The 22,164-nt window shown below is 44.7% G+C and carries 16 protein-coding genes; 11 read left to right on the top strand and 5 right to left on the bottom strand.

Annotation, left to right across the window (positions count from 1 at the left end; all coding sequences use genetic code 11):
- The first annotated feature begins 276 nt into the window (after nt 1–276).
- The 6 genes from QUB33_RS00100 (at nt 277) to QUB33_RS00125 (ending at nt 10,216) form a co-directional block, all read left to right on the top strand.
- On the top strand, nt 277–1,026 hold the full coding sequence (locus tag QUB33_RS00100) for a peptidylprolyl isomerase (protein WP_333034840.1): 750 nt from the start codon (nt 277–279) through the stop codon (nt 1,024–1,026).
- Nucleotides 1,027–1,157: 131 nt separating this feature from the next.
- Complete coding sequence (locus QUB33_RS00105) at nt 1,158–4,166, top strand: peptidase domain-containing ABC transporter (RefSeq protein ID WP_333345656.1); 3,009 nt, start codon at nt 1,158–1,160, stop codon at nt 4,164–4,166.
- Nucleotides 4,167–4,218: 52 nt separating this feature from the next.
- Complete coding sequence (locus tag QUB33_RS00110; protein WP_333345657.1) at nt 4,219–6,225, top strand: chromosome partitioning protein ParA; 2,007 nt, start codon at nt 4,219–4,221, stop codon at nt 6,223–6,225.
- 225 nt (nt 6,226–6,450) lie between these two features.
- Nucleotides 6,451–8,394 (top strand): hypothetical protein, encoded by a 1,944-nt coding sequence (locus QUB33_RS00115; RefSeq protein ID WP_333345660.1) that lies wholly within the window; start codon nt 6,451–6,453, stop codon nt 8,392–8,394.
- A 3-nt stretch (nt 8,395–8,397) separates the two neighbouring features.
- Entirely contained in the window at nt 8,398–9,159 is a 762-nt protein-coding gene (locus tag QUB33_RS00120) for a glycosyltransferase family 2 protein (protein WP_015174080.1), read from the top strand.
- Entirely contained in the window at nt 9,152–10,216 is a 1,065-nt protein-coding gene (locus QUB33_RS00125; protein WP_333345666.1) for an NAD-dependent epimerase/dehydratase family protein, read from the top strand. Before QUB33_RS00120 ends, QUB33_RS00125 begins: the two co-directional genes overlap by 8 nt.
- An 84-nt stretch (nt 10,217–10,300) precedes the next feature.
- On the opposite strand, the gene QUB33_RS00130 is transcribed toward QUB33_RS00125, so the two are convergent.
- Nucleotides 10,301–10,990: a methyltransferase domain-containing protein gene (locus QUB33_RS00130; RefSeq protein ID WP_333345669.1), complete on the bottom strand. Its 690-nt coding sequence runs from the start codon at nt 10,988–10,990 to the stop codon at nt 10,301–10,303.
- A 50-nt stretch (nt 10,991–11,040) separates the two neighbouring features.
- On the opposite strand from QUB33_RS00130, the gene rfbC reads away from it, so the two are divergent.
- From rfbC to QUB33_RS00150, 4 genes are all read left to right on the top strand, one after another.
- On the top strand, nt 11,041–11,586 hold the full coding sequence (gene rfbC / locus QUB33_RS00135) for a dTDP-4-dehydrorhamnose 3,5-epimerase (RefSeq protein WP_333345672.1): 546 nt from the start codon (nt 11,041–11,043) through the stop codon (nt 11,584–11,586).
- A 2-nt stretch (nt 11,587–11,588) separates the two neighbouring features.
- On the top strand, nt 11,589–12,461 hold the full coding sequence (gene rfbD, locus QUB33_RS00140; protein ID WP_333345675.1) for a dTDP-4-dehydrorhamnose reductase: 873 nt from the start codon (nt 11,589–11,591) through the stop codon (nt 12,459–12,461).
- Between the two features lie 153 nt (nt 12,462–12,614).
- Nucleotides 12,615–14,396, top strand: a complete 1,782-nt coding sequence (locus QUB33_RS00145) for a hypothetical protein (protein ID WP_333345677.1) — start codon at nt 12,615–12,617, stop codon at nt 14,394–14,396.
- Nucleotides 14,397–14,488: 92 nt separating this feature from the next.
- The gene (locus tag QUB33_RS00150; protein WP_333345680.1) at nt 14,489–15,463 is read left to right on the top strand and encodes a glycosyltransferase family 2 protein; all 975 of its coding nucleotides are present in this window, start codon (nt 14,489–14,491) and stop codon (nt 15,461–15,463) included.
- Nucleotides 15,464–15,579: 116 nt separating this feature from the next.
- On the opposite strand, the gene QUB33_RS00155 is transcribed toward QUB33_RS00150, so the two are convergent.
- The 3 genes from QUB33_RS00155 to QUB33_RS00165 form a co-directional block, all read right to left on the bottom strand.
- Nucleotides 15,580–17,412 (bottom strand): DUF6798 domain-containing protein, encoded by a 1,833-nt coding sequence (locus QUB33_RS00155; RefSeq protein ID WP_333345685.1) that lies wholly within the window; start codon nt 17,410–17,412, stop codon nt 15,580–15,582.
- 12 nt (nt 17,413–17,424) lie between these two features.
- Nucleotides 17,425–19,518, bottom strand: coding sequence for a hypothetical protein (locus tag QUB33_RS00160; RefSeq protein WP_333345688.1), 2,094 nt, complete (start codon nt 19,516–19,518; stop codon nt 17,425–17,427).
- Between the two features lie 168 nt (nt 19,519–19,686).
- Entirely contained in the window at nt 19,687–20,712 is a 1,026-nt protein-coding gene (locus tag QUB33_RS00165; protein WP_333345692.1) for an SGNH/GDSL hydrolase family protein, read from the bottom strand.
- 13 nt (nt 20,713–20,725) lie between these two features.
- Between QUB33_RS00165 and QUB33_RS00170 the strand changes: the two genes are divergently transcribed.
- Nucleotides 20,726–20,947, top strand: coding sequence for a hypothetical protein (locus QUB33_RS00170; RefSeq protein ID WP_333345695.1), 222 nt, complete (start codon nt 20,726–20,728; stop codon nt 20,945–20,947).
- Between the two features lie 145 nt (nt 20,948–21,092).
- Here QUB33_RS00170 and QUB33_RS00175 read toward each other — a convergent pair whose 3' ends face one another.
- Nucleotides 21,093–22,118: a PRC-barrel domain-containing protein gene (locus QUB33_RS00175; RefSeq protein ID WP_333345699.1), complete on the bottom strand. Its 1,026-nt coding sequence runs from the start codon at nt 22,116–22,118 to the stop codon at nt 21,093–21,095.
- Nucleotides 22,119–22,164: the final 46 nt, after the last annotated feature.

Consider the following 22,164-nt stretch of genomic DNA (forward strand, 5'->3'; position numbering starts at 1 on the left):
AACTAAGCAGTGTACGGGATTTAACGGATGGATGTTGAGGGAAGAAGGAAGATGGCAGAAGTAAAGATTTTCCCACTCTCCAACTCTCGCATCCCGCTACCATTGTGAGACCCGTGGGGAACCCCTCGCTAGGCAGAGCGTCAAGAAATAGACAGCAATAGCGCTAGCCCACTGACGGTCTGCTATCATCGGGGAATCGAGGGGTTAGTGGTTGTCGCTCTTTTCCTGCCACAGCTAAATTAAAAGGGGAAGCGCAAGTCAGTTGGAGATAAAAAAATGACAGGACTTTTTCAAATAGGCGATAAATTACTGCAAGCTCAGGATATGCCATCGCTCCTGAAGCGGTACCAATTAATGCCGCAATTCTTGCGGGGTGTAATAGTAGACCAAGCGATCGCATCCTTTAGTTGCAGCGACGAAGAACGCCAATCCGCCGTCGAGAACTTTCTGGCACAACACCAACTGACAGCCCCGGAAGCCAAAGAAGCTTGGCTGCGTGGCCAAAATATGACGGAAGAAGAACTTCAAGAGATGGCCGTCAGGCCCTTGCTGATCGAAAAATTTAAGCAAGCCACTTGGAGACCTAAAGTAGATAATTATTTTTTAACCCGCAAAGCCAGCCTAGACCACGTAGTCTATTCCCTGGTACGCACCAAAAATCCAGCACTGGCAAACGAACTTTACTTTCGCATCCTGGAAGGGGAACAAACCTTTGCAGAAGTGGCCCGCGACTATTCCGAAGGGCCGGAGTCCAAGTCAGGCGGCTTGTTGGGCCCAGTACCCCTCTCGCAGCCCCACCCGGCAATCAGCAAACTTTTGTCCGTCAGCCAGCCAAATCAACTCTGGACGCCGCGTCCTCTGGCAGAATGGATGGTGATTATTCGACTAGAAAAGTTCATGCCAGCCCAGCTCGATGAATCGATGCGGCTGCACTTGATTAACGAACTCTTTGAAAGCTGGCTCGCCGAACAAATCTCGCAAATAGGCCCGCTACAGCCCCTCTCTTCCGTGTCTTCAATATCATGACCGAAAGCAATTTCGTCTGGGGCCCCCGGATTTATCCGTGGAGACTTTAAAAAGCGTAGCATCCCGACAAAAAGCCTCCGGATTCATCTGTGGATTCAATCTAAAATCTAAAATCTAAAATCTAAAATCGGATGACTTCTTCCGCTGTTTCCCTCTCCCAAATTCAGGATTTCCTAGCTAAAACACCTCCCTTTGACCGACTCTCAGAGACGGCTCTGTCAGCCTTGGTGGCTAAATGCCAACTCCTCGGCTACCGGACGGGGCAACCCCTGTTTGAACGGGAAAAAATGCCGACTCAGGTGGCAATTATCTATCAAGGTCAGGCCCGGCTCCTGGGCTTTGACCAGCGCTCGCAGCGCCACGTAAGTTTACGTTTGGTGCAGTCGAAGGAAATCCTGGGCTGGGCTGGCTTGCTCAGGGGGGTTCCCTGCGAAACGGCGATCGCCTCTACAGATGTGATCGCGATCGTGCTACCTGCCGAAGATTTCCTGAGCGTACTGGAAAAACAGCCGACCTTTGGAGAAGCCTTTCGCGAACACTGTTCCTTGAGCGAAGTATTTGAACTGTTGAGCCTGGAATTGCAGCGCCAAGCCGACGGCACTTCCAATCTCAAGGAACTCACCTTGCAAGCTTGGCAAGATGCGACAGTTGTCAACGTACCAAACGGCAACAAAAAAACTCAAGACATCGCCAAAGAGCTAGATGCCGATCGAGTTTGGCTCGTCAGCAGCGGCGTCTTGGGCGACTTTCCCACCGGCAGTCGCTTCTCTGTGGAAAACGCAGCCAAATCCTTAAAAGTAGAAGGCCGCCTCGGCGCCCGCTTGGTCGGCTTCCGGGAACCCCCAGAACCCCAACCCGAAACAGAGCCATCAAATGGCACGACAGATACAGTAGGTCTAGGGCCGAATCCGCCCGGCGGAACATCGATCACGGTTATAGACGCCCCAGATCGCCCCCCAGAACCCAAAACCGACCAACCAAAGGATGCGGGGAGATACCCAGTTTTCCGCGCCAAAGGGCAGATTGACAGCCCGCTAGCTTGCTTCCAAATGTTGAGCAAGTATTTCGGTCTAAAATTTCGTCGAGATATCATCCGCAAAGTTCTAGAAAATCAGTTAAAAACCGCTGGTTCTATCAGTATGCAAGCCTGCGGGGCGATCGCCCAAAGCATCGGCCTCACGCCCCAATTGGCGCAAGTCCCAGCCGAAGCCATCAACCGCATCAAAGCCCCGGTAATGATCAAATGGGAAGACAGCTTTGCCATTATTTACAGCATTACCGAGCAAGAATTGGTGATCGCCACACCCGAAAAAGGGTTGATGCGGAAGCGGGTACCTCAGTTTAAAGAAATCTGGGGAGAACAGGGAGAAGTCCTGCTGCTGCAAGCTCCGCAAGTTGAACAAAAAGAGCAGTTCAGCTTCTGGTGGTTTGTGCCGGCGCTCATGGAACACAAGACAGTGTTTTTTGAGGTGTTGCTCGCTTCGTTTTTTGTACAGTTATTTGGTCTGGCAAACCCATTAATCAGCCAAGTAATTATTGATAAAGTATTAGGTCAGCGCAGCATTGACACCTTGGATATTTTGGGGGCGTTTCTGTTAGGTGTTGCTCTGTTTGAAGGACTGCTCAACGGATTGCGTACCTTTTTGTTTATAGATACCTCAAACCGCATTGATGTCAAATTGAGTGCAGAAGTCATCGACCACTTGCTGCGGCTGCCCCAAAATTACTTTGACAATCGGCGCGTGGGAGATCTGGTTTACAAATTCAGCATGATGGGCCAGATTCGGGAATTCATGACGAGCACAGCTCTGACAGTGGTTCTCGATGCAGTATTTTCGGTGGTTTACGTCGCCGTTATGCTCTCCTACAGCGTGCAGCTAACTTTTGTATCTTTGGCAGTGGTACCGATACTGGGGCTGATGATTATTCTAATCAATCCGCTGGTGCTGCGCCTGATAAAACAGAGAAATATGCGTTTTTCGGACGCTCAATCTTATTTAGTTGAAGTAGTCGGCGGGATTCAAACTGTTAAGGCTCAAAATATAGAATTGAAATCCCGTTGGGAGTGGTCGAGCCGCTACGCAAAATACATTACAGCCAGTTTTAAAACAATTATCACGGGGACTGCGGCGGGTACAATTAGCGGTTTTTTAAACCAGGTGGGTAACTTAGCTCAGTTGTGGGTGGGAGCTTATTTGGTACTGGGAAATGAGATTACTTTGGGTCAGTTGATTGCTTTCCGAATTATTTCCGGGAACGTGACTGGTTCGCTGCTGCGTTTTGTGAGCGTGTGGCAGAGTTTCCAAGAAGTCTCGATGTCGATCGATATGCTTAAGGATGTTGTCGATACTCCGACCGAAACCAGCGATGAAGACCGGAACAATATCCCGCTGCCGGCTATTCAAGGGCAGGTTACCTATGAGGAGGTTTCCTTCCGATTTCTCGAAAGCGGGCCACTGCAATTGGCTAATGTGAATTTGGAATTTCCCGCTGGCAGTTTTGTGGGAATTGTGGGTGGAAGCGGTTCCGGTAAAAGTACGGCGATGAAGCTGTTGCAGCGTCTTTATCCGCCGCTGTCGGGCCGGATTTTTATTGACGGCTATGACATTTCTAAGGTGGAACTGTACTCGCTTCGCAGCCAACTAGGGGTGGTATTGCAAGATACTTTGCTGTTTAACTGTACTGTTCAGGAAAATATTGCTCTGAGTAATCCCGATGCGAGTACGGATGAGATTGTGCGAGCTGCGAAATTAGCGGTAGCTCACGATTTTATTATGGGCTTGCCTGCTGGGTACAATACGGTGGTGGGAGAGCGGGGTGCATCGCTTTCTGGGGGCCAAAGGCAGCGTTTGGCGATCGCCCGGACGATTTTGCAAAACCCGAAACTGCTGATTTTGGACGAAGCTACAAGCGCTCTCGACTACCATTCCGAACGCCAAGTTTGCAATAACTTAGCAGAAGCTTTCGCCGGTCGCACGGTGTTTTTCATTACTCACCGCCTGACTACAATCCAAAACGCCGACATAATTATTATGATGGATCAAGGTTCTGTAGTCGAGCGGGGAACTCATAAAGAATTAATGGCTCTTAAAGGGCGTTACTACTGCCTCTTCCAACAACAAGAGTCATCGAATACCTGATATCTAACAACTCACAACTGATCGCTAACGCTTAACAACTGACAACTAACAAATGGCTATGAAATCGGTAATACTTTCTGAGCAACCAGTCATTCTAGAAAAACCAGCGATTTGGTCGCACTTGTTTTTGTGGATGATCATGCTGATGACCACTTCTGCTGTAGTTTGGGCTTATTTTGCTAGCGTAGAGCAAGCTGTCCCCGCTGTGGGCCAATTAGAGCTAAAAGATGGTGCTAGAGACATCCAAGCACCTGCTACGGGCGCTGTGGTCAGACTTCACGTTGAAAATGGCGATCGCGTGGAAAAGAACCAGCCTCTGCTCACTTTCAACCCCCTTGCACCCAGCGCCGATTTAACATCGATTCAGAAAACTAAAGAAGCTCTGGAAAAGGAAAATAAATTTTACGAAGATGTTGTCAACGGCAAAATTCAAGGCGCTGTTCCTTCTAACCTAGAATCAACAATCAAGGACAGACAGAGCCTCACGGCACAAAATCAAGTGCTGCAAGCTTTGATTGACGAACTGTACCTCAACAGGGGAGCCAGCGGAAATTTTGATGCTGCTCAGCAAGGACTTTATGTTAATTATCGATCGGAATTTCTGTCTCGCGTAGCCGCAGCTCAAGGCCAAGTTCAGGAGTTGGAAAAACAACTGAAGCAAGCTCAGGATGCTGAGAAAGCCGCCGGCGATCAAATGACAGTGGCACAGCAACAATTGGGTTTTGCCCAGAACCAATTAAATTATGCTCAGCAGCAGTTAAGTTCTTCGCAAGAGCAAGTAAAATCAGCCCTGGCTCAGAGAGATTTGGCCCAAGAACAGTTAGCGAAATCCCAACAAGTATTGAAGTCGAACCAAAACATTCTAGGCAGACTCGCTCCCCTGGTGGAGGAAGGAGCCATTGCTGAACTGCAAAAAGAACGTCAAGAGCAAGATGTTTTCAGAGGCCAAAGCGACGTTCTCAAACAGCAAGATCAAATCAAGCAGCGCGAAGGTGAAATCAACTCTCGCAAAGGCGAAATTAACACACGCCTCGGTGAAATCAATACGCGCCGAGGCGAAATTAACGCGCGTCAAGGTGACATCCAAAAAATTAGTGCTGACATACAGCGCCAGCAAGGAGAGCAAGCACGCATTCAGGAGTCCATCGCCCGCGCCCAAGAACAGTTAAAAAACACCAAGGATTCCTGGGCCAAAGAACTTTACAGCAAAATTGCTGAAAACGAGAAACAAATTGCCAGCAGCGATTCTCAGCTAAGCCGCTTCAAAGTGGAAAACCTGAAAAAGTTGTCCGAGGTGAACGCTCAGCTAGAAAAGGCTCAACAGAACCGCGACACTCAAGTTCTGAAAGCTCCGGTATCCGGTGTTATCTTCGATTTGAAACCTTCTAAGAAGGAGAAAGCTAAGCTGGATATAGCGAAAGATCCGATATGCCAATCCATTATTAATTCGGTGGTGAAACCGGGCGAACCGCGCCCAGCACGCTGCGAAGAAGCTTATTACGAAGCGCAGCAAACTGAAAAGCTGCTCAAAGTTTTGGATGACGAAAACGGTCTGCAAGCAGTGGTTTACCTGGAAAACAGCAATGTGGCTTTGGTATTGGATGCTTTGAGACAGAAGCGGGCAAAATTGGAACAGTATCACGGCAAGCAATTAGACGGAGAAAAGATTGACTGCGAAATAGGTAAAAGTTGCGTTTGTCCAGAGAAGGAAGTTAACAGAGAGAAACTGGGTTTGACGAAATACCAATGCGTGCCTGTGGAAGTGAATGTAGAAGCTTTCCCGGCGCTGGAGTTTGGTACTGCTGAGGGTGAAGTGATAGAGATTAGCAGCGATGCTGAGCCTCCTACTGAACTGCGGAAATACTATGCTTTCAAAACCAAAATTAAGCTCAAAAATCAGAAGTTTGTTTTGAACAAGGGCAAGGCAAATGAAGTGGAGGTTAACTTGCAGTCGGGAATGTCCGTGAGTTCTAATATCAATATTGGCAAGCGGAGTGTTTTGCAGATGTTTATCAACCGATTTACAGGGAAAATGGATACGTTCAAGACTATTAAGTAATTCGGTTAACCGCTATCAAGAAGTAGGGTGCGCCTAGCGCACCTTACCGCTATAAGTAAATACCACCTCCTCGATCAAATTAGGTGGTTAAAACCCCTCAAAAGTCAAACTTTCGTCGGTGGCTAGAGTGAGCTTCGCCGAACGTCCTTCGCTGAGAAAAAAATAAAGGGTATTTAAGCCGGGTTGATATAAAATGGTGATGGCAATCGGTGCGATCGCACATTGATGAAAAAATTAATCTTATTTACTTTATATTTAATTCCTGTCCTCTTCTTAATCGGATTTGTAGCGAATTTTAGCGTTAACGTTCCCGTTGATGACGAGTGGAGGTTAGCTAGCCTTTTTGAAAAAATAGCTGCGGGAAATGTAACTTTTAACGATTTTTGGGCTTTGCACAGCAACCACCGCATACTTTTCCCTAAAATAATTATTGCGGTGCTGGCTTTTGCTTCCCGATGGAATATTAATTATCAGTTGTGTCTCAGCATAGGTTTGGCTGCGATAACTTTTATCGCTATGTACAAGTTATCCTCGATGCCCGTTAAGAATGTCGCGGATGATTTGTGGCATTTAGCTAATATTTTAACTTGTATTTTGCTTTTCTCTCTAGTTCAGCACGAAAACTGGCTTTGGGGATTTCAATTAGCGTGGTTTTTCGTGAATTTGTGTTTTGTCGCTGCGGTTTATGCGCTGGTTTCAAATCACAAATTATTGCCTAATATTAGAATCTCTATTGCTGCTGTATTCTGCTTTCTTGCGAGTTTTTCGCTCGCTCAAGGTTTGCTATCTTGGTTGGCTGCGATTCCGGCTGTGGCGGCTTTGGAGGGAAATGCAGCGCAGAAACGAAAAAGAGCGCTCGCATGGATGCTGCTGTTTGTGGCAACTTGTGCTGTTTACTCAATAGATTATCATCCTAGTCGGAAAGCAAGTATTATTTCATTGTTGAATAAGCCGCTTGTGGTTATTGATTACCTTTTAAGCTTGCTGGGTTCGCCAATTGTGCGATCGCCGGGAATTTCGGCATTTGTAGGATTGGTAATTTTGGCAAAGTTTATATTTTTTGTAGTTTATTTTGGAAAAAAAATTATATCAAGTTCGCTAGCTTCATCTGTGAATGCTAACTTCCCAAAGCAACCTCAAGTCCCGGCGATTCCTTCGCTCCTCGGAATCACAGATAGCAATGATATTGCTGAAAGCTATAGCAATCCCAACTCAGTTATCAACGTGGTTCAGGCTGCCACGCTGGACGGGCAAGATGCCCATCTCACAATTCATTTAGAATTACGGGAAGATGCCCATTCCACAATTCCTTTAGGATTGCAACATCAGGCTTTACCTTGGCTGTTAATAGGTTTTTTTTCGCTTTTATCTTCTTTGTTTATTACGGCTGGGAGGGCAGAATTTGGGGCAATTCACGCGCTTGAATCGTCGAGATATACCACTAATTCGATTTTGCTCTTAATTGCTTTGGTTCAGCTAGGGCAATTGTTTGTTCGAGGTAATTATCAAGAAACAAAAGCAAGGTTAAGGAGTAATTATAAAATTATTTATCGCGTAGTAGCAGGGCTGTTAATTGCTACAATTATTGTGAATTCTCAACAGGCGATAGCCCCAAGTAGAGCGGCAATTCTTTACAAACAAGGCGCTCACGATTGTTTGCAGTTAATTAACTATCTGGAACCCTCGGATTTTTTCAAAAATTCGCCGGAAAGCTGTTTGAGGGTGCTGAGCAAAAAAACTTGGCTGGTAAGAGAAGGCGCTGCAATTATCGACAAAATAGGTTGGATAAAGTTCGCGAAAAATATAGAGTTTATTTCTAATACCGAGAAAGTGTACGGCTATTTAGACAAACCTCAAACCAGCAATAAATCCTTGACTGTTAAGCAAAATGATGCTGTCAAGGCTGCTGGTTGGGCGGTTTTGCCAGAAAAATTGGAACAGCCGAATATTGTACTGCTATCTCTGGGCGACAAAAAATCTTTTTTTGCTAACGCTTATGTAAATTTGGACAGTCCCGACATTGCTGAGAGTTTAAAATCTGAGTTATACAACAATGCAAGGTGGGCTGTTGATTTGCCGGATAATAATTTGCCGATCGCCCAAACTGAAATTAAAGCTTGGGTGTATAATCCTGTGGACAACCAGTTTGTCCAGTTGCGCGGAGGATGAGGAGTGAAAATTTCTGTGATTATACCAGCCCACAATGAGGAGGGCTGTTTGTACGGTACTGTGCGGGCGATCGCCCAGACGCTCGATTTAGAAGGCATTCCGCACGAAATTTTGATTGTGAATGACAACAGTGTCGATCGAACTATTGATATTTGCCAGGAGTTGTCAGAGACTTTTCCCACAGTTAGATACATCAACAATCAACCTCCGAATGGTTTCGGATTTGCCGTGCGCCGGGGTTTGGCGGAATTTGACGGAGATGCAGCAGCAATTGTGATGGCGGATGCTTCCGACGATCCGATCGATTTGGTAGCAGGATACCGCAAGCTGCAAGAAGGATATGATTGCGTTTTTGGTTCCCGCTTTATCAAAGGTGGCTTTGTGGTTGATTATCCAATTCACAAGTTAGCAATTAACCGCTTAGCAAACTGGTTTGTCAAAAGTATTTTCGGCTTGCGGTACAGCGATGTCACCAATGCTTTTAAAATTTACCGCCGAGAAGTAATTGAAGGCGTACAACCGATTTTGAGCCATCATTTCAATTTGACAGTGGAACTGCCTTTAAAAGCAATTGTTCGGGGTTTTTCCTATACGGTGATTCCTCTGAGGTGGTACAATCGGACTGCTGGTATTTCTAAGCTGAAAATCAAAGAGATGGGCAGTCGATATTTGTTTATTGTCTTGTATGTGTGGCTGGAAAAACATCTCTCTCGCGGCGACTACCACCGGACTAGAAAGATAGCAAAATTAAAAGTGAATGCCTGAGAGAATCTTAATTGTGGGCGGTGCGGGTTTCATCGGCAGTTGTTTGGCAATTGGCCTGAAGAAACTGCACCCGGAATGGCAAATAATTTGTTTGGATAACCTGCGTCGCCGGGGTTCTGAATTGAATCTGCCTCGGCTTAAAAGTTGCGGGATTCAGTTTGTGTACGGGGACATTCGTACAGCGGCCGATTTAGATCCAGTTGCACTGAATGCTGACTGCATTATAGATTGTGCTGCGGAGCCTTCTGTGCTGGCTGGTTTTAGTTCGCCTCAGTACGTTTTGCAGACGAATTTACTGGGCACTGTGAATGTTTTGGAGTTGGCGAGACAAACGGGTGCGAGTTTGCTGTTTTTGTCTACGAGTCGGGTTTATCCGATCGCCAGTGTCAAATCGGTTAAGCTGTTAGAGTTGCCGAATAGATTTGCGATCGCCCCTGAGCAAACTTTACCCGGTATATCGGAGTTAGGCATATCAGAAGACTTCCCATTAAAAGGACACCGTTCGCTTTACGGAGCAACTAAATTAGCTTCCGAATTGCTGATTGAGGAATACAGGGAAGCATACAATGTGCCGGCAATTATTAACCGCTGCGGGTTAATTACTGGTGCTTGGCAAATGGGTAAAGTCGATCAGGGAGTTTGCGGTTTGTGGGTGGCTGCTCACTATTTTCAAAAGTCGCTGAATTACATCGGTTTTGGTGGCAGCGGTAAGCAGGTTAGGGATTTACTGCACGTTGAAGACTTGTTGAGGTTACTTAATTACCAGTTAGAACATTTTGCTGAATTTGACGGCGAAGTTTTTAATGTTGGCGGCGGTGTGAGCAACAGTCTTTCTTTGGTTGAGACAACTGATTTGTGCCAAAAGATTACCGGAAAATCGATTCCAATTAATCCTGTTTTGGAGGAACGCGCGGGGGATATTCCGATTTTTATTACTGATTCTTCTAGGGTGATGGAGAAAACAGGGTGGCGGCCTGTTATTGGGCCTGAAGCGGCTTTGCAGGATATTTATGATTGGATTGCTGCTAATGAGGTAGTTTTAAGTTCGATTTTGTAGGGATTTTTTAACCCCAGAAGCAGGCGGATAGACGCGGATAAACGCAGATGTATCTCTCTGCCTGGATCTGACTGGGAATGCGTGTCATGAGTCTCTGCCTATATTGTTTTTTTTTGATGCTTTAACAAACATTTGGCCTCCCAAAAACAGCCACAAAAAAGGCAATTTTAAGTAAATTTTTAAAAGCCAGGGCGATGCGGGTCTGCCTTTGGTCGAAAATGGTAAAAATCTGGGTATAATTAGGTCGATTTCAAAGCCGACGGTTTGTAAAAGTTCTTGCAGCGATAAGTGGGTAATCGGTAATTGATGATCGATAAAATCGTAGTATTCTTTGAAAGAATATTTGAAATTTGGTTGAACAACTAACAAACAACCCCCTGGCTTAAGCGCCTCAAAGCAAAATGAGATAATTTGGATTAGTTCTTCCTTATTGCGGAGATGTTCAAAAAAGTTAGAGATAAATATCCGATCAAACTCTTCGCTAAAATCTGGTTTATCGTCAAAACTTAAAACATCAATGTTCAGCACTTTTACATCAGGATTGGCAAATAACTTGGAATCGGGATTGAGGTCAATTAAACATTTTTTTTTAGCCTGAATTTGATTTATAAACTCGCAGTAACCGCCACCAATATCTAAAACGGCTGATTCGGGAGGAACATAATCTTGTAAGAAGTAGTCAATTAAAACTTTCCATAGTGCCACCTTCGCTTGCATTTGTCGCGAATCAAAGCGGTTGGCATACAACTTTTTGAGATATGTGTCAGTTTTCATAGTAAAATAGCCTAGACTGAGTATGAGTTTATCACGCGATACAGCCAACTATGAATGTTATATCTACTGAAATACCGGAAGTTCTGATCATTGAGCCAAAAATTTTCGGGGACGATCGCGGTTTCTTTTTTGAAAGTTTCAATCACAAAGCTTTTATCGAAAAAACAGGTGTGACGGCAGCATTTGTTCAAGACAATCATTCCAAATCCTCTAAAAATGTGTTGCGCGGTTTGCACTACCAACTGCAGCAGCCTCAAGGCAAATTGCTGCGGGTAGTTGCTGGCGAAATATTTGATGTAGCGGTGGATATTAGACAAAGTTCGCCAAATTTCGGAAAGTGGGTGGGGTGTTTGCTGAGTGCAGAAAATAAACGGCAATTTTGGGTGCCGGCGGGATTTGCTCACGGTTTTTTAGTGGTTTCGGAGACGGCTGAAGTTTTGTATAAAACTACAGATTATTATGCACCGGCACACGAGCGGTGTATCCTGTGGAATGACCCCGATTTGGCGATCGACTGGCCGCTAGATGGTGCCCAACCAATCTTATCAGCTAAAGACCAAGCTGGACAAACGTTGAAAACAGCTCAAGTGTTTTGATTATGAAAATTTTACTTGCAGGCGGCAGCGGACAGCTAGCTCAAGAATTGCAGCCGATTTTATTATCTTCGGGAGAGGTAATTGCGGTCGATCGCACTCGCCTCGATTTATCCCAACCGGAAAGCATCCGTCAGGCAATGGCTGAAATTCAACCGGATTTAGTAGTCAATGCGGGTGCTTATACTGCGGTAGATAAAGCAGAAAGCGAACCCGAATTAGCACACGCAGTCAACGGCATTGCACCCGGAATTCTCGCAGAAGAATGCGAAAAACTGGGAGCAAGTTTGATTCACTTTTCTACTGATTATGTATTTGACGGTAGTCACGGTTCTGCTTATCTGGAAACAGATTCTACAAACCCGCTGGGAACTTACGGCAAGTCTAAATTAGCAGGCGAGGAAGCAATTCGGAAAGCGGGAAACCGACATATTATTATTAGAACGGCGTGGGTTTACGGCAACGGCGGCAAAGGTAATTTTGTCAAAACCATGCTGAGGTTGGGAAAGGAAAGGGAAGAAATTCGAGTAGTAGCAGATCAGATCGGAAGCCCTACTTGGACGGCCGATTTAAGTACGGCGACTTCGCAAATTATTCCTCTCCTTGGGCAAGAAAGTTTTGGGACTTACCACTACACTAACAGCGGTGTTTGTAGTTGGTACGATTTTGCGATCGCCATTTTTGAGGAAGCAGCACAACTCGGCTTTCCCCTAAAAGTTCAGCGCGTAATTCCCATCACCACCGCCGAATACCCGACACCCGCCAAACGTCCGGCTTTTTCTGTCCTCTCTACGGTTAAAATATCAGCACTTTTAGGCACGTATCCTCCCCACTGGCAGCAAGGACTCAGACAAATGCTGGCAAGAGAAGTGAAATAAAAAATTGAGTAAATCTGTAAACTAGCCAGAAACCGGGTTTTTTCACCAAAATACTTGGTTCAAACCCTCAATCAAGTAAAAAACCCGGTTTTTTTAATCTCAGCGCGTACAACTTAGCCCAAATCGATTAAAAATATCGCAATCTCCCAATCCATGAAAGTCAAGCCACCATATATTTTAATTGCCGCATCAGTTCTCGGCATTCTAATACCAGCTTCATATATTTTGTACTTGATATCCCAAGCGGGAGACTTGTCTAATTTTGATTATTGGTGGATGACGTGGAATTTCTATTCAGTAGACGGTTTCTCTACAAATCCTTTTAATTGGATATTTCGGGCGAACGAGCATTTTGTCTTGATTCCGGCTATTATTTATGGCTTGAATATAGCTGTCACCCAAGGTTCAAATATTGGTTTATGTTTAGTTGCCTGGTTCTTGGCTTGGATTCAGTGTCACGTATTAATTGCTCTGCTGCCGTTCAAATTGAGGCGTTTTCCGCTGCAATTTATCTCGCTACTCCTTTGCATTTCTATTTTTAATTTTACTCCGGCGGCGGCTCACAATTGGATGCGGGGATTCAGCGGTGTTCACTGGATAATTGCTAATTTATTGGTGATTTGTTCGATATTTTGTTTGCAATCCTATGCGACGCTTTTGTCAAGTAAAAGGGAGGCGGAGCCTGGTGACGAGTTTGTAGGGGCGGTGCCCCCGTGCTCGCCCCCGCCTTTACAAAATAAGTGGGTAATTGGCAGCATTGTTTTTGGCGTTTTAGGCTGTATTAGTTACAGCACTCCTTTAGCTTTGTGGCCGATATTGTGTGCTGCTGCTGTTGTGCTGCGGTTTCCTCGGCGAATAACTTATTTGTATTTCATTGCTTCGATTGCAGTGATTGGGATTTATTTTTTAACTTATAAAACTCCATCTCATCACCCTTCTTTAACTAAAATTAACCCGCTCAAAACTCTCGAATATATTCCAACTTATCTCGGCGGAATTTTTAGCGAAAATATTATTGTTGCTTCAATTATTGGTATAATTGGTTTGATTGCAGCGACGGGTTTTGTGGGTTATTGGCTATTTGTAAAAAAGGTTGATCGCCCGGATTGGCTGCCTTGGCTATCAATCCAACTTTACACGCTGCAAACGGCGTTAATGGCCGCTGTCAGTCGATCGGGATTTGGTGTCGAACAAGCCACAGCTTCCCGCTACGCCACACTCCCAGCTTTGTTTTGGATGAGCACAAGTGTGCTGACAGTATTGTGGGTGCGCGAGTGGCAGCCAACACCAAGAATCCAAGGGCGTTGGCTGACACCGCTGTTTGCAGTCGCCACAGTCGCCATTATTTTAATGTACGGGGTGGGAGGCGAAACTGCAATGGCGATCGCCCACAGAGCAACCTATCAACCGTTAGTAGCATTATCACTGCAATTAGGCATCACCGACGTAACGCTAATTAAAGACCGCGTAGGCAACAAACCTGCCGCTTTTATCGGGTTAATCGACGCCTTAAAAACTAACAATTTAGTGCCATTTAACCGAGACATCAAAAAACACAATTTCTGTGCAGCATTAGACACAAAAATAGACCCAAATTTACTGTCAGCGCCCAAAGACGGAGTACCCGGATATTTTGATACAGCCACCCAACTTGCACCAACAGCAGCGAGAGTAATTGGCTGGGTAGGAGACCCCGAAAACAATGTAAAATGTATTGCCATTCTCAACCAAGAAAATGTCGTTCGAGGTTTTGCCCTGTCAGGATTTCCCCGCCCAGATTTAGTTAAATTGTTTGGCCCTTCCTACGAATTCGCAGCTTGGAGAGGATACATTCAAACATCACCAACAGATAAATTATTGACAGCTTATGCCTCCTTTAAAAACCGCAAAGATTGGGTAGCCTTGCGAAACTCCCAAGTTATCAATAAAAACTAAAAAACCTCTCTTTCTCCTCCTCTGCGCCCTCTGCGCCCTCTGCGGTTAATAAAAAAATCTCAGAGACAACACAAATGAAATAGAATAGCCCTATGCCAAAACATCTCAGCTTCGTAATCCCCGTTCACAACGAAGAAGCCACCCTCAAACTGCTGTTTAAAAAAATCCAACTTGTCATGTTCCAAACAGGAATTGACAGTTACGAAGTCATTTTCATAGATGACGGTAGCCGCGATTATTCCTGGCAAGAAATCGCAGATTTAGCCAGCCAACATCCCAAACTAATTAAAGCGATTAAAATGCGCCGCAACTTTGGCAAATCTGCCGCACTTTCAGCAGGATTTCGGAATGCAGCAGGGATAATTATCTTTACTCTCGATGCTGACCTTCAGGATGACCCCGCTGAAATTCCCAAGTTTTTACATCATTTAGAATCGGGATTTGATTTAGTTTCTGGTTGGCGAAAACAGCGAAACGACCCGCTTTCTAAAACTTTACCTTCCAAGCTGTTTAATGCCGTTGCGTGTTTGCTGACGGGGGTGCAAATGCACGATATGAATTGCGGTTTTAAAGCTTATCGCAGGGAAGTTTTGCAGTCGATTAAATTGTACGGGGAATTGCACCGCTACATTCCGGCTTTAGCCAACAATTTAGGGTTTAAAATTGGGGAAGTAGTTGTGGAACATCATCCGCGCAAGCACGGAAAATCGAATTACGGCTGGGAACGTTATGCGCGGGGATTTATTGATTTGTTGACGGTGTTAGCCACGACGCAGTATTTACACAAACCGGGTCATTTGTTTGGAGGTTTGGGATTGTGTTTTGGGTTGGTGGGAACTGTTTCGCTGAGTTATTTGATAGTTATTTGGTTTCTGAATTTGGCGGGGATGAATTTTGGGCCGATCGGGAATCGACCTTTGTTATTTTTTGGGATTTTGTGTACAATTCTGTCGGTGCAGTTGATTTCTTTGGGGATTTTAGCTGAGTTGATGGCGCGGAATGTGGATGCTGATTATGTGGACAAGCAAATTAGCGAAATTATTGATGATTCAGGTTTTGATATTTAACCGCCGATTAACGCTGATTAATCGGATCTTGAAATTGCTTCTAGACAAGCAAAGTCTGCCTCAGCAGACTAAGAGAAAATTTAGATTTGGATTTAAAAAGTTTTACCAATTACCTATTACCTAATTTTATACAGTATCCATTTGCCTTGTTTGTCTGCGATTTCCCCTTGCATATTTGGATGCCAGTCAGTACGAGTCAGGATATAATCGGCCTCATAGTTTCTGGCTACTTTGACTAAATCGGCACTGCTACGGCGGATGAAAAAGTCATTTCCTCCCCAAATCATTTGCGGGTTTAAGGGGACTCCTAAAACGGTTTCCATGCGAGTTTGCCATTCTTTGATGCCTTTTTCGGTAAAGGGAAAGTTCTTGAAATTGACCACAATCGCTCTTTCGGAGAAAAACTGGAAGCTGGTAACTGAAGGTGGAATTAATACGAGTGAATCGCGGCTGCTACTTTGCGAAAATCGCACAGCTAATTTGCTTAAGTCGTCTCTGGGAACGGCATTGATATTAACTCTTGTTTGAAATACATTTAATATAGGTTTGGGCATAATTCCTGCTACTCCACAAACTAAGGTGGCGGTAGTTATTAAGGCTAATGTGTGAGTTAGAGTCTGTTTTATAGATGTAGCAAGGGATGTTTCTTCTAACATGAATGGGAAGGCGAGGATTGAGAAAAAAACTGCGATGCTAATTATTCGATCGCCCATTATTTCCCATGAATCAGTCACCGGATATATCAAGCTGAAAATTACCGTTCCTGCTGCTACAATCCACAACAATATATTATATCGTTTCGGCAATACGTAATTTTTTGTTTGCCAAACTGATAATCCTAAGAAAATGATGCCCCTAAAAGGCAAAGTTAGTACAGCTAACAGCAACAAGCTAATAGCTATTTGTTTTTCTCTGTAAAGTTGCTCGACCGTCAAAGCAATAGCAATAAATATAATTAATTGAGCAAAAGGTACAGTTCTAGCTAACTGTAGTTTAGCGATAAAAGCCAGCGGGTAAACTTCGACAAATATGTAATTTAGAAACAGTGCAAAAATTGATGTTCCAACAAATACAGAAAAATTAATCTTGTCTTCTTTTGGCAATAAATTGGAATTTTTGATGCAAAGCAAGCCACCAATTATGAAACATATAAAGTTGAACCAATTCCCAACATCCCAATTTGACGGGAGGATGTGGTGGGGGTTGCGGACTTTCGCGTGAATGTAGACAAACTGGGCGTTGTTGATAGTGTGAGTGCTGGTAGTACCTGTTAATAACATCGGTACGTAAACGATACTTGCCATTGCTGCTAAAAGTGCGATCGCCAAAATCAATGTTTTAAACTTCCGCTGTTTTACAGATTGAATTACCAAAATGGGAACCATCATCAATCCCGGTAACAAACCCACTAAGAACTGCAGCAGACAAGCCAGTCCAAAAAAGAAATATCCTGTCAGCCATTTCTGGCGCAAACTAAAGTAAATTCCCCAGATGGCGAAACCCATTGCGAAGGTACTGGGTACTGATTTGGTGGAAAATATCAGCGTGTTACCAACATCTGTAAATGAAGCGGCTATACATAAAAAAGCCATCGCTGCGGCAGGCAGTTTGGAATTAGTATAGATATTGATAATTGCGTAGCAAGCTAGGATAAATGAACCGAAGGATAGGAATTGATAAATAAAATGCGCTAGGGGAATGCTTGTTCCTAAGTTTGCGAGCAAATAAATGATATAGTAATAGTAGTATCTCGGATTAAATTTAACCATTTCCTGAACGTAATAATCATTTTTATACAGTTCAGGATTTAACATAAATTGAATGGGCGGCACTTCGGGAAAGTTGCCTCCAATCGGGAAAATATAGCCAGTTGCCATCAGAGAGCCGATGATGACAAAAGTAGAGAGAGATAGATTAAAATACCAGTTGGATTTTTGATGTTTCTGCATTGACGATTCAATTTACCTACTGACAGCTAAATTGTTAATCTCCAGTTGGCATTGGTTTGTTAAATCCTGTTTGCTGCTACTCAATACCTCAAGCAGCAGATAAAGGGGATTTTTGCCCTCAACTAATAGATTTAAGCCGATCGCACTTTTTTGACTATAAGCCATCTCTGCTGAGTCTACTAATTTACCTTGCTTGTCCCACAAAGTCAAGCGCAGGGCAATTCCCGGACATTGTTTGTTAGGTAAATTGAGTTTGCCGGTAACTTTCGCTTTGTCTGAGATGGAACCTAAATACAGGAAAGATGTATCGAGTTTCTTGCTGTTTTTAATTGGATGAGTTACTATATTATATAGGTTATCGGATTCTTGACTGACTGAATAATTGGCACTTGTGTAGATTGATTGATGCAAACTAATCCAATCTAACTGCGTGCCTGGTCGATCGACTATTTGCCGCTGCATCGCCTCCAGAGTCCTAACTGCCGTTGCTGTATCAGTCGGCCGCCTCCTCCGGTAAACGCTGACAGTCACGCCGTTTTCTAGCTTAAACTGTTCCGGTAGCAATTGGAAATCGCGGGCAATCTGCCAGTTTTGGGTAAAGGCATCGTACACAACTTTAACAACATCTTGTTCGTGCGATCGTAAAACTTGTTCGTCAGTCGGTAACACCTGCTGAAAAGGTACAGCAACCACCGCATATTGTGACTGCAACAACTCCGGTAGCGGGTAAGTATCGCGCGAGTCAATTTGCGGTCTGCCGAGTGTATTTAATTTCCACCAACCCTCGGGCGGGTTTAATTTTCGGTTGGCTTGTCTGAGGATGTTAGCATTGAAATTGTTAGAAGCACCGACAATATAAATTGGTTCTTCGTTGGGTGCTAATTTTCGCAGAAACTCTACTAATTTTACAACTTCGTCGTAGTCCGATCGCACTAACGGCGGAAAATTACCCACAAACAGTGTTGGCAAATCAATTTTAAGAGGAATTAACCCGACTGCGGCATTTACAACCAGGTACAAACCCGCCGTGCCCAGCATCAAATACCGGACTTTTCCCTTGAGTGTCAGCCAAGTTGTCCAGAAAAATGTTGACAATCCTAAAAGTACGATAGGTGTAATATGAATTGTATAGTGCAAGTACCCGTAACGCAACACTAACAGCCATTCAATCAGCGATAAAACCCCAAACAACGAAACAAAAATAGTCGCCGCCGGAACCGGGATTCGGGTGATAATTCCCGCCGAAAAACCAATCAGTACCAGCAGCCAAGTTCCCAAACCGTAAAAATCCGCATAACGAGTTAAAATATCATTTACAGGCAAACTCCAAGCGACATACAAATTGCGGTAGTCAACCGTCAGAGCACTGCGAGTAAAATCTCCCGCTACCAACATTAAAATAGTCAAGCTAGTTGCAGCTATTAAACCCAATTTAACACCGGATTCAAACAAGCATCGGTAAGGAAACGGCACTGCCACGTCCTTGTCTTTTGAAGACGACAACGCCGTTGCCCTAGGGTATATTAGTACAATAAACTCGATGAAAGCCTGTAAAATCGCTGCACCAAAAAATGCGATCGCACTATAAGCAAAATGGCGTCGCAACAGAATCGCCGCCGCCAGCAAAAACCCAATTAACGGGATTTTCCACCAAGATTTCAGCTTAACATCCTGCAAATAAACCAAAATTGCCAAGGCTACAAACACACAGCCGCCAGTATCCAGATATCCCCGCAGAGTCGGTATCCAACTCATCGGAATTAATAAACTCAGCAGCACAGTTGACCAAAACACCCGGCGGGGATAAACTGGAATTAGCTTTGCAGAAATTGCCCCCAGCAACAGGCGAAACGGCAGCACATAAATCAGGGATACGCTGAGAATGTAACTCAGCCGAGACTCGCCAAATAAGAGAATAAACGGCACTAAGGGCAGAGAAATTAACAGGTTTTTTTCCTTAGATAGCGATTCTATAACTCCGCGCCATGCTTTATCTGGCGAGTCTCGAAATAAATTTGCCGTGTTGACTGTAGCAGTGTTGTAGCCCGCGTAATCCCACCAATAAAAAGTATGTTCGCTGGAGACATAGATTGATGTTACGCCCACAGTTACAATAACAAGTAAAAACAGAAAAAAGCCATCAATCAAACTCTGGCGAGGCAATTTAAAAGAAACAAAATCCAATAATCCCATCACTCTCGCAACCCTAAATAACTTATAAACTTCTTCTTTCTCTCTTCCTTCGCGCCCTTTGCGCCTTCGCGGTTCGTTAACTTACCTTAAAACAGTACCTTGCAAAAAACCTTCCAACTTTTCTGCATATTGCCGATTCGCGATCGCACTTGGATGAAGGTCATGAGGTAAATTATTATTGGCAGGTATTTTCAAATCAACCGAAATATCCGCCGTAGCAATTCCCTCCTGACTTAACTCCTCCAACATCTTAGCAGAACCTGTATTAATTCCCGCCACAACTAACTTAACACCATTAGCCTCAGCCATACGGTTAAACTCTTCAATAATTGCCTTAGAAACCTCATGACTTTTGTACAATCCCTCTTCAAATTGATTGTAATTAACCTCCAAAAAATGGCTTAATGCAGAAACCCGCATCAGCGGAAACTCGCGATATTCAAGTTTTGCCATCTGGTAGGTAAAATTATTTTCTCCATTCAGCCTAGCATCGGGCTGGAATAAAATACCGAGTTTATTCCAAGCAGCCATTTGCTTTCTTCTCGCCCTTAACAAAGTATTGCGGCGGTCATGAAATCCCGCATAAGCAATCACCGCAACTTTGGGTTTATTTCCTTGTTTGAGTGCTTCTTTGAATTGAATGAACGAGTGCAGCGTGCCGTAGCCATTAACCCCGAAATTCACTATTTCATATTTGGGTAATTTCTCTTGCAGCAACCAAGCATAAGTTTCGCTGTCATTCAATGACCAACCGTAGGTAAAAGAACAGCCGAATATCCAAATCTCAGGTTTTTTTGACGATAATAAATTGTAAGTATTGAGGGGATGTGTTATTCTTAAACTATTATTGAGATGAGTTGTATTAAATGAGTAATTGCCGTTAAGTGTCACCTTGAATTTACCAGGCAAATGCTTGTATCCAAGTTCCGAGTCCTTGGTAAAAAAGTTACCTTTGGGTTCGACGGCAACATCAACATTTTCTATTTGCCAGGGTTTGTATCCCGCAACTCGTAAGACAATTTCTGCACTGGTAGCAGATAGAAATATTGGAAAGATTAGATAAGTTATTAACCGAAAAGCAAAATTTTTAGCTATATCTTTTTTCATACTTTAGATCGCGGTGAAAGCAATCGACCGTTTTGCCGATCGCCCAAAACAGCGAACAATCGCAAATCAAATCACCGGACATGATATCACGGACTGGGGCGATCGATATTTCTGGCAAAACCTGCTTCCGCCCAAACAATCAACTCGGATCGATCGCCTTGCGGGGGCGGGTTTATTCATAATGTTTATGATTAATGATCTCTCGGACAAAACCCGCCCCTACGACAATTTGTAAGGGCGGGTTTTTCCAACCATCTAGGCCTAGAATCAATAATTTTGTAAACTCGCCCCCACCCAAGAAATCAACCCAGATAAGTCTGGGGTGGGTACGCAAGCCCGCCCCAAAAATCCCAGATTAATTTCAACCGAGCGATTAATTTCTAATAACCAGGCTCCTCCTCGTACTCAGGAGTCTTCGTCTTCTCAGGGATGTTCACCCGAGGAGCCTGGTAAGGCTTCGGTGCCTCATCGTCAGCCCAAGCATCAGCCTCCACATCATCCTCGTACTCGTACTCGACCACAGGCGCCTTCGGGCGAGAAGTCTCAGGGCGAGTGTACTGCGGCTTCGCCTCGTACTCCTCCTCGTAATCGTCCTCCTCGCCGCCCCAATTATCCTCTTCGTAATCCTCGTAATCGTCGATGAGCGGCTCAGGCTGCACCGCGCGCATCTGCTGCTGCGGCTGGCGCACCGCAGGCCGATTCCACTGCGAATCCTCATCCCAAGGAACTTCCTCAACCGCAGGCGCAGCTACCCGGCTCCGCATTTCCGGTGCAGGTATCCGCACGCCCGGGCCCAATTGATTTCCCGTAGCCACGGGTTTCGGATAATAACCTGCCTCGTCCTCTTCCCGTTCCCAAGGTGCTTGACCCAAACCGACGCGCTCCAGCAAACCCACACTAAGCTGCCTGAGCCTTTCCTCGGAACCTTCAAACACAATCAAGCGATTCGGGCCGCTGCTGACAATTTCTTCAATCCCCAACTCGTAAGTGCTGAGAACTTGGTCGGGGATTTGGGGGATTCCCAGGGAAGCGATAATTATAGAAACTAACTTACCGTCTTCGGGGTCGAACCTAAAGCCCCGCACCCTACCTAAAAGTTCGCCGGTTTCGGTAATAACTTCGCTGTTAATCAAAATGCTGTAGGCTTCAACATCAACATCATCTTCGATCGCGCTCTCATCTTCCACCAACAGCACGTCGCCGATTTCACTGACATTGCTGAGGAACATAAACCTCGGCATTCCAGCGACCGCAAATATATTATCACGCAGACCGATCGCCACAACTTCCCGCCGGTCAATGTCCACCCACAATTGACTAACCACCCCCAAGCGTTTACCTCTGTCGCGGGTGATGACTTGAGTGCCTAGAATATCGGAGCGTTGGCAGATTTGTTCGGATGTCATTCTAACTTTAATCCTGATTTATTAAGTACATATATCACTCAACACG

This window comes from Microcoleus sp. B3-A4, assembly GCF_036705385.1.
GTDB lineage: Bacteria > Cyanobacteriota > Cyanobacteriia > Cyanobacteriales > Microcoleaceae > Microcoleus.

Coding starts and splice junctions, on each gene's coding strand:
- QUB33_RS00100 (WP_333034840.1), top strand. CDS start 277: ATGACAGGACTTTTTCAAATAGGCGATAAATTACTGCAAGCTCAGGAT.
- QUB33_RS00105 (WP_333345656.1), top strand. CDS start 1,158: ATGACTTCTTCCGCTGTTTCCCTCTCCCAAATTCAGGATTTCCTAGCT.
- QUB33_RS00110 (WP_333345657.1), top strand. CDS start 4,219: ATGGCTATGAAATCGGTAATACTTTCTGAGCAACCAGTCATTCTAGAA.
- QUB33_RS00115 (WP_333345660.1), top strand. CDS start 6,451: ATGAAAAAATTAATCTTATTTACTTTATATTTAATTCCTGTCCTCTTC.
- QUB33_RS00125 (WP_333345666.1), top strand. CDS start 9,152: ATGCCTGAGAGAATCTTAATTGTGGGCGGTGCGGGTTTCATCGGCAGT.
- QUB33_RS00130 (WP_333345669.1), bottom strand. CDS start 10,990: ATGAAAACTGACACATATCTCAAAAAGTTGTATGCCAACCGCTTTGAT.
- rfbC (WP_333345672.1), top strand. CDS start 11,041: ATGAATGTTATATCTACTGAAATACCGGAAGTTCTGATCATTGAGCCA.
- rfbD (WP_333345675.1), top strand. CDS start 11,589: ATGAAAATTTTACTTGCAGGCGGCAGCGGACAGCTAGCTCAAGAATTG.
- QUB33_RS00145 (WP_333345677.1), top strand. CDS start 12,615: ATGAAAGTCAAGCCACCATATATTTTAATTGCCGCATCAGTTCTCGGC.
- QUB33_RS00150 (WP_333345680.1), top strand. CDS start 14,489: ATGCCAAAACATCTCAGCTTCGTAATCCCCGTTCACAACGAAGAAGCC.
- QUB33_RS00155 (WP_333345685.1), bottom strand. CDS start 17,412: ATGCAGAAACATCAAAAATCCAACTGGTATTTTAATCTATCTCTCTCT.
- QUB33_RS00165 (WP_333345692.1), bottom strand. CDS start 20,712: ATGAAAAAAGATATAGCTAAAAATTTTGCTTTTCGGTTAATAACTTAT.
- QUB33_RS00175 (WP_333345699.1), bottom strand. CDS start 22,118: ATGACATCCGAACAAATCTGCCAACGCTCCGATATTCTAGGCACTCAA.